Annotated in this window: 5 protein-coding genes; 4 read left to right on the forward strand and 1 reads right to left on the reverse strand. The window is 61.8% G+C overall.

The annotated features are described in order from the left end of the window. The first annotated feature begins 24 nt into the window (after positions 1 to 24). Genes MPJ51_RS05525 through MPJ51_RS05540 form a run of 4 tightly spaced genes read left to right on the forward strand, consistent with a single transcriptional unit; the run spans position 25 to position 10058 of the window. A complete protein-coding gene (locus tag MPJ51_RS05525; protein WP_298382958.1) occupies positions 25 to 7758 on the forward strand; it encodes a non-ribosomal peptide synthetase in 7734 nt (2577 codons plus the stop codon). Positions 7759 to 7799: 41 nt separating this feature from the next. Next, the gene (locus tag MPJ51_RS05530) at positions 7800 to 8438 is read left to right on the forward strand and encodes a 4'-phosphopantetheinyl transferase superfamily protein (protein ID WP_298382961.1); all 639 of its coding nucleotides are present in this window, start codon (positions 7800 to 7802) and stop codon (positions 8436 to 8438) included. Then, positions 8435 to 9238: a hypothetical protein gene (locus MPJ51_RS05535; RefSeq protein ID WP_298382963.1), complete on the forward strand. Its 804-nt coding sequence runs from the start codon at positions 8435 to 8437 to the stop codon at positions 9236 to 9238. Before MPJ51_RS05530 ends, MPJ51_RS05535 begins: the two co-directional genes overlap by 4 nt. A gap of 16 nt (positions 9239 to 9254) precedes the next feature. Beyond that, entirely contained in the window at positions 9255 to 10058 is an 804-nt protein-coding gene (locus tag MPJ51_RS05540) for a hypothetical protein (RefSeq protein WP_298382966.1), read from the forward strand. Here MPJ51_RS05540 and MPJ51_RS05545 read toward each other — a convergent pair. Beyond that, positions 10055 to 10556: hypothetical protein (locus MPJ51_RS05545; RefSeq protein ID WP_298382969.1), on the reverse strand; the 502-nt coding region annotated here is incomplete at its 5' end. The two genes, MPJ51_RS05540 and MPJ51_RS05545, sit on opposite strands and share 4 nt — an antisense overlap.

Below are 10556 nucleotides of genomic sequence, written 5' to 3' on the forward strand. Positions count from 1 at the left end.
TTTGGCGACGGGGCCGGGCTGGTCGTGCTGCGCCGTCTGGAGGATGCCGAGGCCGACGGGGACGAGATCATCGCCGTCATTCGGGGTCATGGCGTCAACAATGACGGCGCGCAAAAGGCGGGCTACGCCGCGCCCTCTGTCTCGGCACAGGCCGAGGCGATCCGTATCGCGCAGGCCTCCGCCCGAGTCGAGCCGCAGGATATCGGCTATATCGAGGCCCACGGTACTGCGACCCCGCTGGGTGACCCCATCGAATTCACCGCCCTGTGCGAGGCATTTGGTGAGAGCGAAGCCCAGGGTTATTGCGCTATCGGGTCGGTCAAAACGAATGTCGGCCATCTGGACGCAGCGGCGGGTGTGACTGGGCTGATCAAGACAGCGCTGTGTCTGAAACACGGGCAGATTCCGCCCTTGCTGCACTATCAGGCGCCCAACCCGCGCATCGACTTTGACAACTCACCCTTCCGCCCGGCGGCGGAACTGACCGACTGGCCCACGAGTGAGGGGCCGCGTATTGCAGGCGTCTCCTCGTTTGGGGTGGGTGGTACGAATGTGCATGTGGTTCTGGGCGAAGGGCCACAGGCCAAGCGCAGCGAAAAACCTGCCGAGGATAGCCTGCGTCTGTTCCCGCTGTCGGCGTCCAGCCCCGAGGCGCTGGGCAAGGCGGTGAAGGATCTGGGCCATTGGGCGGAAACCCATCCGCAAGCCAACCCGGACTCGGTTGCGTTGACGTTGCGCGATCACCGCCATGCCTATCCAATCCGCACCGTGCTGGCCGCCCGTGACATGGGTGATCTGGCGCAAGTGGCACAGGATTACTCGGGGGCCGGGCAGAAAGCGGGTGCGCGTGACCAGCTGGCCTTCATGTTTGCCGGGCAAGGCGCGCAGCATGTGGGCATGGCCCGCGATCTGTATGATCAGGAACCCGTTTTCCGTGACGCGTTTGACGCCTGCATGCACCGGTTGGAGCGCGAAATGGGGCTGGACCTGCGCGCTGTCATCCATGCGACCGGAGATCAGGTCGAAGACGCGGCGGAAAAGCTGAAAAGCACCGATTTCGCCCAGCCCGCCATTTTCGCCACCAGCTATGCACTGGCGAAACTGTGGGAAAGCCGAGGTATCCGCCCTGATGTGATGGTTGGCCATTCGATCGGTGAATTCGTTGCCGCCACCTTGGCCGGTGTTTTCCGGTTGGAGGACGCGCTGGGCCTGATCGTCCTGCGCGGCCGCCTGATGGCAGACCTGCCGCGCGGCAAGATGCTGTCGGTGCGTGCCTTAGAACAGGACCTTAAACCTTACCTGGGCAACGGCATTGATCTGGCCGCGGTCAACGGGGCCAAGGCCTGCGTTCTGGCCGGATCGGATGAGGCAATCGCCGCTATCATTCCAGTTCTGGAACAAGGCGGGATTGCAAGTTCCGAACTGCACACCAGCCACGCATTCCATTCTCAGATGATGGACCCCGCGCTGGCCCCCTTCCGGGCCGGGCTGGAAAAGCTGACGCTGAACGCGCCCTCGACGCCGATCCTGTCGACCGTCACTGGCGACTGGATGACCGACTCTGAGGCGACTGACCCTGACTATTGGGCGATGCATATGCGCCGCCCTGTCCGGTTCTTCGACGCCATGCAGATGCTGTGGTCCGAAGGGCAATACATCTTCCTGGAATCCGGCCCCGGGCAAACTCTGTCCGTGCTGGCCGCGCAGAACCCGGATCGGTCCAAGGCTGCGCCATCGCTGGCCTCACTGCCTCATGCCCATGCCGAGGATGCGGATTCCCAACGTGCCATGCACGCAGCCTTTGGCGGGCTGTGGGCTTGTGGCTATCCGCTGGATTGGTCCGGGATCGGCACGGTCTCTGACGTGCCGCGACAGCACGGGCTGCCGACCTACCCCTTCATCCGCAAGAAGTTCTGGATCGAACCGGCGGATGTTGCCTTTCAGGCCGATGAGGCGCCAGAGACCGCCCCCGCATCGGATGCACCACCAGCCGAGGTCGATGCCCTCAGCGCCCTGCAGGACCTGATGTCCGATCTTTCGGGGTTAGAGCCGGATGAGATCATCGCCGACGCAGGTTTTATGGAACTGGGCTTTGACTCGCTGTTGCTGACGCAGGCCACGCGGGAGCTCAGCGACCGGTTCAGTGTCACCGTAACCCTGCGCGAATTGATCGACGGTTTCCCCACCGTGGGCGCGCTGGCCGAACATATCGAGGCGCATGGCGAGATCGGCGGACAAGGCCCGTCGGATCAGGTGTTTGACGACGCGCCGTCCAAATCAGAGCCTGCGGGTCAGACCATGCCGGTCTCGGCACCGATGACCCAGATCACCAGCAAGGACGAGGCTCTGACAGCCCGTCAGCAGGCCCATATCGACCGGCTGGTGGCGCGGTTCAACGCCAAGACACCTCGGTCGAAATCGCTGACGGAGAAACACCGCCCCACCCATGCGGACCCGCGCACCGCATCGGGATTCAACCGGCTGTGGAAGGACCTTGTCTATCAGATCGTCACGGTGAAATCCAAAGGCTCGCGCCTGCTGGATGTGGATGGCAATGAATATGTCGACATCCTGAACGGTTTTGGCCCGGGTTTCCTGGGCCATTCGCCTGACGGGGTGGTCGCGGCCCTGCATGACCAGATCGACAAAGGGTTCGAGGTCGGCCCGCAGAACTTGCTGGCGATGGAGGCGGCGGACCTGTTCTGCGAGGTCACCGGCAATGACCGCGCCAGCTTTGTCTGCACCGGGTCCGAAGCCGTCTATGCCGCCATGCGTCTGGCCCGCACGGTCACCGGGCGCGACAAGATCGTCCTTTTCGCCCGCGATTACCACGGCAATTTCGACGAGGTTCTGGTGCGCGGCATCGACGGCAAGGACGGCCCGCGCAGCATGCCGGTCGCGCCGGGTGTGCCGCGCGACGCGGTGAAGAACGTGGTGGTTCTGCCCTATGGCACACCGCAGGCGCTGGATTACATCCGCCGGAACGCGGGCAGTCTGGCCGCTGTGATGGTCGAGCCGGTGCAAAGCCGCCGCCCCGAATTCCGCCCACATGATTTCATCCGCGAGGTTCGCCGGATCACCGAACGCCACGGTGCTCTGTTCATCTTTGATGAGGTGGTGACCGGCTTCCGGTTCGGCCCGCGCGGCGCGCAGGGCTACTACAATATCGAAGCTGATCTGGTGACCTATGGCAAAATCGCCGGGGGCGGCATGCCCATCGGCGTGGTCGCGGGCAAGGCGCGGTTCATGGACACGTTTGATGGTGGCCAGTGGTCCTATGGCGATGAAAGCTTCCCCGAAGCGCCGGTAACCTTCTTTGCCGGAACCTTCGTGCGTCACCCTCTGGTGATGGCGGCGACTTGTGAAATGCTTCGGTTCTTCAAATCCCAGCCTGAATTCTTCTGGAAAACCGTCAATGTCAAAGGCGACACGCTGGCCGGAACGGTGGACCGCTGGTTCGAAGACAATGACATGCCGTTCGAGATGCCCAATTGCGGCTCGCTGATGTATCTGCGCATCGACAAGAATGCGCGGTTTGGCGGGTTGCTGGGTCCGCATCTGCGGGATCGCGGCGTGTTCCTGTTAGAGGGGTTCCCCTCTTATATGACTGCCGCCCATGATGATGAGGATATCAACCACGTCATCGACGCCATCAAGGACAGTGCGCTGGAAATGCGCGCCGATGGTCTGCTGGGCGGGCGCGAGGACAATGACCCTTACACGGCGCAGGTCTCTGCCGCACCTCCGCGCCTCAGCCTGCCGGATGGCGAAGACCGGATTGCCCGCGACATGGCCGCCCCGCTTGAGTCGCTGCATGTCCCGGCGCTGGAAGCGCAGCGCGAGATATTCGCGGCGCAGGTTGTCACGCCCGAGGTCGCGGCGGCCTATAATGAAAGCGTAACGCTGGAAATTCACGGCGAACTGGATCGCGAGGCGTTGGAGCAGGCGATTCAGCACTGTTACGCCCGTCACGATGCCCTGCGCGCGACCTTCTCACCTGACGGGATGACCATGTGCATCCACCCCGAGATGACGCATGAGATCGGCTTGGTCGATCTGTCCACGCTGGATGCGGATGCGCGCGAAACGCGGTTGAAAGCCCTGCTGACCAGCCATGTGGAAACGCCGTTCGACCTGGAAAACGGCCCCTTCCTGCGCACCGATATTGTGCATCTGGGCCAACAGGAGGGCGAAGACCTCCACCATCTGGTGATCACCGCCCATCACATCATTTGTGACGGTTGGTCCATCGACGTGATCATGCGGGATATCTCGCAGCTGTATCAGATGATCATCTCGGGCGATGCGCCGGTGATCGACGCCCCGCACAGCATCATCGACTATGCCCGCACCGAAGAGGAATGGGCGCGTTCCGAGGATGCCGAAACGGCCCGGACCTATTGGCTGAACCAGTTCGCGGGCGATGTGCCGGTACTGGACTTGCCGCTGGATCACCCGCGCCCCGCCGTGCGCAGTGTTCGGGGCGCCCGGATTGACGATGCGCTGGACCCGACCCTGGTGGCCGCGCTGCGCAAGGCGGCCGGGGCGCAGAACACCAGTTTCGTGACACTGCTTCTGGCTGCGTTCAAGCTGTACCTCGCGCGGATTTCCGATTGTGAGGATCTGGTGGTCGGTGTGCCCTCCTCGGGTCAGGCGGCCAGAGGGATGGAGGATCTGGTCGGCCATTGCGTCAATCTGCTGCCGGTCCGCACGCAACCGCGCAAAACGCTGCGGTTCGATCAGTATCTGGGACAGGTGCGCGACGGGTTGCTGAACGGAACGGACCATCAGCACTATACCTATGGTGCCCTGACCCGTGCGCTGAAACACAAGCGCGACGCCTCGCGCCCCGGGTTGATCTCGGTCGTGTTTAACATCGACAACGGCATCGACCTGAGCGCGTTGTCCATTGGTTCGGACGAGGGGCGTTTCGTTTCGAACCCCCGCGCTTACGAGAATTTCGAGCTATATCTGAACGTCACCGACACCGCCGATACTGTGGTGACCGAGTGGAGTTACAACCGCGATCTGTTCAACCCCGAGACCATCCAGCGCCATATCCAAGGCTTCACCGCCTTGTTGGAGGATATCGTCACCCGCCCCGATGGCCCGCTGATCGAACTTGGGCGCAAGGAACCCGAGCAGCCGCAGTCGAAAACCCCGGATGGGGCCAGCTATGACGGCGGCCTTACCGGCGCGTTCAAGGCGACGGCGGCGCGCTTTGCCACCAATACGGCGGTGTCTCAGCAGGGTCAGGCGCTGACCTATGCGGAACTGGACGAGCGCTCGGATCAGGTGGCGGCGCATCTGTTGAACAAGGGTGTCGACCGGGGCGATCTGGTTGGGCTTTGCCAACCGTCCTCGTTTGAGCAGATCATTGCCATTTTGGGGATACTCAAGGCCGGGGCCGCTTATGTCCCGCTTGACCTCAGCCTGCCACGGGACCGGTTGCAGTTCATCGCCAAAGACACGCAGATGAAACTGGCGCTGGGTCGGGATGCCGGGCTCAGCGGTGTTGAAACGCTGGACGTGGCCACCCTGACCAAGCTCGACGGGACGGTCCTGCCGGACCTGAACGGTGAGGACGTGGCGTATGTCATGTACACCTCCGGCTCGACCGGGACGCCCAAGGGCGTGGTGGTGCCGCATCGCGGAGTTATGCGGCTGGTGCAGGGTCAGGATTTCGCCGATCTGGGACCGGAACAACGTATCCTGCAGAACTCGCCTATCGCCTTCGACGCGGCGACATTCGAAATCTGGGGTGCGCTTCTGAATGGCGGTACTCTGGTACTGCCGGATGGGGATGAGACCGCATCCCTTGCCGGGCTGGGTGAGGTCATCGCACGTGAAAACATCACCTGCCTGTGGCTGACCGCCGGGCTGTTCCACGCCATGGCCGACGAACGGCCCGGGGATTTCCGCCCTCTGCGCCAGCTTCTGACCGGCGGGGACGTGGTGTCGCCGCTGAAGGCAGCGCAGGTGTTGGAGCATTGCCCTGATCTGGTGTTGATCAACGGCTATGGCCCGACCGAAAACACCACCTTCACCTGCTGCTACACGATTACCAAACAGGACGTCCAAAGCGGCGCGGCCTTGCCAATCGGCACGCCGATCAAGGCGACGCAGGTCTATGTTTTGGACGCCGACCTCCTACCCGTTGCCGATGGCGAAGCGGGAGAGCTGTGTGTGGCCGGGGCGGGGCTTGCATTGGGATATCTCAACCGTCCGGACCTGACGGATGAAAAATTCATTCAGGCCCCGTGGGACAAGGCATTACACCTGTATCGGACCGGTGATCTGGTGCGGATGGGGGCTGATGGACTGGTCCAGTTCTATGGTCGCATCGACAATCAGGTCAAAATCCGAGGCTTCCGCGTGGAACTGGGTGAGATTGAGACGGCTCTCGCCAAGCATCCCGGCGTTCAGCAGTCGGTGGTCGAGGTCCGCGTGCCGGATGGACAAAGCGACAAGGTCGTGGTGGCCTATTACGTGCCTGCCGAAGACACGCTGCCCTGGCGCGAGCTGGACAGTTACATGCGTGCCAACCTTCCTGACTATGCCCGCCCGGCGCATTACGTGGCGCTGAAGGCCCTGCCGCTGAACCATAATGGCAAGGTTGACCGCAGGCATTTGCCGGACCCGGATGTGCAAAGCCACTCGGGCGACCGGATGCGCCCGGAAAGCGTGGAAGAGACCCGGCTGCTTGGCCTCTGGTGCGAGGTTCTGGGCAGTCGCAACGTAACGGTCGAAGATGACTTCTTCGAACTTGGCGGTCATTCGCTTTTGGCCGTGCGCCTCTTTGCACGCATCAAGGACGAATTCGGGGTCAACCTGCCGATTTCGACCCTGTTCCAGAACCCGACCGTCCGTAATCTGGCGCAATTGCTGGACACGCAGGACACCAGCGCGGTCTTCGATCCCGAAGGTGACTGGGACCCCAGCACGGTGATCCATCCCGGCCCGGTTGGTGGTGGGCAGCCCTTGTTCATGGTCGGGGGCGCCGGTGGCAACGTTAACAATCTGGTCGAATTTGGCGCGATCATGGGCCAGCACCGCCCGGTGATCGGTTTGCAGACGCGGGGCATTCTGGGCCACAGCATGCACCGCACAATCGAGGCTATGGCCAAGGACAACATCCTGCACCTGCGCGGGCACCAGCCCAAAGGCCCCTATCTGCTGGCCGGATATTCCGGCGGGGCGATCACCGCATTCGAAATGGCCCGACAGCTTGAGGCAATGGGGGAAAAGGTCGAACGGCTGTTCATTCTGGACACTTATGCGCCGCGGTTCTCGGTCGATTTCCGCTCGCCCGTGGGGCTGCGCCCGGGTCAATGGCTTCGTAATGAAATCGAACTGCTGCGCGGTCGTGGTCTGAGCTATCTTTGGGAACGCATCGATGCCCGCTGGCATAACGCGATCGTGCACAAGTGGTTCTTGCGTCTGTTCCCGGATCAGCCTGAAATACAGCGTATGCACGAGGTCGAACAAGGATGGATGGAAGCGGCGCAAAGCTATCGCGGCGGGCCGTATCGTGGGCAGACCACCGTGATTTTCGTGGAACCGCAATGCCTGAAGGAACGGATGGTGTTTGACATGGACCCGATGCTGGGCTGGGCGGATTTCCTGACCGAGGGCAAGTATACCCGCACCTTCATGTCCGGGTCTCATCTGGGCATGGTCAAGGGGGCTCAGGCCGAAACCTTGGTGCGCCATATGGAGGCCCATATCCACGGCAAGCTACAGGATCTTGAGGGGTAAAAGTGCGAGAGCCAGGCGAATATCAATGCGATTTGGCTGGCTTGCAGATATGGCCTGTTGCGCTTGGGGATGACCGCGCGATTTCTCTGGAAACGGCGACCGGATTTCTCAGCGACAGCGAACTGACCCGTGCCAACCGTTTCGTATTTGCCCGGGATCGCGACCGATACATCCGGTGCCGGGGCTTTCTGCGGCAGGTGCTGGCGGATCGCATCGGCGCGGCACCTGCGGATTTGCAGTTTTCTGAAACCGGGAACGGCAAGCCGGTGCTGGACGATGGGCCAGAGTTCAACCTCAGCCACAGCCGGGATGAGGCGGTGATTGCCCTTTCAGATCGCGGTCCGGTGGGTGTGGATATCGAATTCATCGACCGCAAACTGGCCAGCGCCGATATCGCCCGTGCCTGTTTCACCGATCAGGAATGCGCCATTCTGGACGGGCTGGATGGCCTTGACTGGCAGAGGCGGTTCTTTGCCATCTGGACGGCCAAAGAGGCGCGCATGAAACTGACCGGCGAGGGGATGTCGCTGGCCCCGAAATCCATCACCCTTGACCTGGAAGAGGGCTGGCCGGTTGGTGTTCTGCTCCCGCAGCGGCCCCGGTGCACGCTCGACTTTATCGAGCTGTCGCCACAGGTGATCTGCTGCGTGGCCCGATGGGCCGAGGCGGATACCTCATGAGCGGGCGGTCCAAACGGCTGCGTGTGATTGCTGGCACGGTTCTGGAGTATTGCCTGCCCTGGATGGGGCGGCTGAACGGCAATCTCGGCCTGCGGGCGCGCCGGTTGATGGCATGGGCCCGGGTTGAACGGATTTCCCGCCGTGGCGATGAGGCCGCGTTGCCGTCGGCCTTTTCCAACCTGTGGCAGGACGGGGTCAGCACCCAGTATTATGACCTCTATTCCGACCGGTTCGAGATGTGGTTTCGCGGCACACACCGCGCCTTTTTCCAAGACTTGCAGGCGTTGACCCGGTCGCAGGATTTCAAGCATCTGGTCGAGGTCGGCTGCGGCGATGGCAAGGTGCTGCAACATTGCGTCCTGCATATGCCGCAGATTGGCCGGTATTGCGGTATCGACATCAACAGGGACATCATCCGGCGGAACCGGAATGTCTATGCCAAGTACCCGGAATTGAACTTCACCTCGGGCGATGCCCGTGTCTGGTTTCAAGATCATATGGAGCCGGGGCTGTTGATGTTGTCCTATGGCGGCGTTTTCGAATATTTTTCCGAGGCCGATCTGATCACTCTATATGACCTTCTCGCCAGTCAACCCGGCACCGGGATCGCGCTTGTGGAACCTGTTGATCCTGCCCATGACATGGACAAGACATTGCGCAGCTATCCGCATGGGTTCGAGCATTCCTTTTCTCACAACCACCGGTATTTGCTGGAAAAAGCCGGTTTTGACGTTACACTGAACCGCAAATCCATCAGCGGCCCGATCCACTGGACCGAGATTTTGGCCCTGCGAGCGTAACAAGGGGATGGGTGCGTTGCGAATTCTGGTGATCCTTCTTGGGCTGGCAGTGCTGCTTGTGGTGTCGGGCGTTTGGTACTGGACGCATCACAAGATCTACCGGTTCGACAATGAACCCGCGCGGGCCGAGGGGTTGAACGGGATCAGACGTGTTCTGTTTCAGGCCACTGATGGCACCGAACTCCGCGCCTTTGTGGCCGATCCGGCGCCGGACGCGCCGGTTCTGATCAGCTTTTACGGAAATTTCAGCGGGGTGATCCCGTCCTTGCAGCGTCTCCAGCCGCTGATGGATGCAGGTATTGGCATTGTCATGCTGGAATATCGCGGGTCCGGGGATGCGCCCGGAACGCCGTCCGAACGCGCCCTGCACGCTGATGCGCTGGCGCTTTATGACCAGCTTGATGATCTGTTGGGACGCCCGGTGCCCACAGATCGACGGTTTATCCATGGCTACAGTTTGGGTGTCAGCCCAGCCGTGGCTTTGGCCAGTCAACGCGCGGCGGCGGGTTTGGTGATCGAGGCGGGTTATGACCGCCTCTGCCGCTTTCAGGAAACGCGATTGCGCGGTTTTCCGATGTGTCGCCTGATGTGGGCGGAACGCCATGATGTGGTCGAACGCGCGGGTCAGATCGCCATGCCGGTTCTGATGGCCCATGGCGCGCGGGATACGGATGTCCCGCAAGTCTGGGCCGAACCCCTGTTCAATGCGCTGCCACAGCCCAAGCGTCTGGTGGTTTTCCCCGAAGGCACCCATACGAACCTGATTGCCCAAGGGCTGGACAAGCAGGTTCTGGGTTTTCTGGCTGATCCGACCCTTTAGGCCGCGTCCTCCGCATCGTCGGGCTGAGCCGTGTCAGCCACCAAAAGCTTTTGGTTCAACTGCCCCCCGATCACCGCGATGGTTGGCTCTGCCATCATGGTGAAGTGATCGCAGTCAAACTCGCGTATGTCGATCTGGCCATCGACGTATCGACCCCAGCCCAGATCCGCGCCTGCGGCAATGAACAGGGCGCTGGCGCGGCGGGCCTTGAACAGGGTGATATCCACGTCAAGCTTCGGCGTGTCATAGCGGTTCTGTGCCTGCACAAAGGAATTGGTCATGCGCAGACCGATCAGTTCATCGGGCAGGGGTTTGCCTTCGGACAGCAAGGCGTTGATGCGGGCAAGTTGTTCACGGTCTTCGCGCCCGGACTTGCGCCGGTTGATCCAATCCAGCGCGTAGTCGAAATCCCATTTCCGCGCGGCCCACAGCTTTTGACCCAGGCTCAGCGGGCGGCTCGACATATGCGGGGCGATGGTGTCGAAAAAGACCAGTTCA

Origin of the sequence: Ruegeria sp. (assembly GCF_028066395.1) — a bacterium.
Taxonomy (GTDB): Bacteria; Pseudomonadota; Alphaproteobacteria; order Rhodobacterales; family Rhodobacteraceae; genus Ruegeria.

Coding starts and splice junctions, on each gene's coding strand:
- MPJ51_RS05535 (WP_298382963.1), top strand. CDS start 8,435: ATGAGCGGGCGGTCCAAACGGCTGCGTGTGATTGCTGGCACGGTTCTG.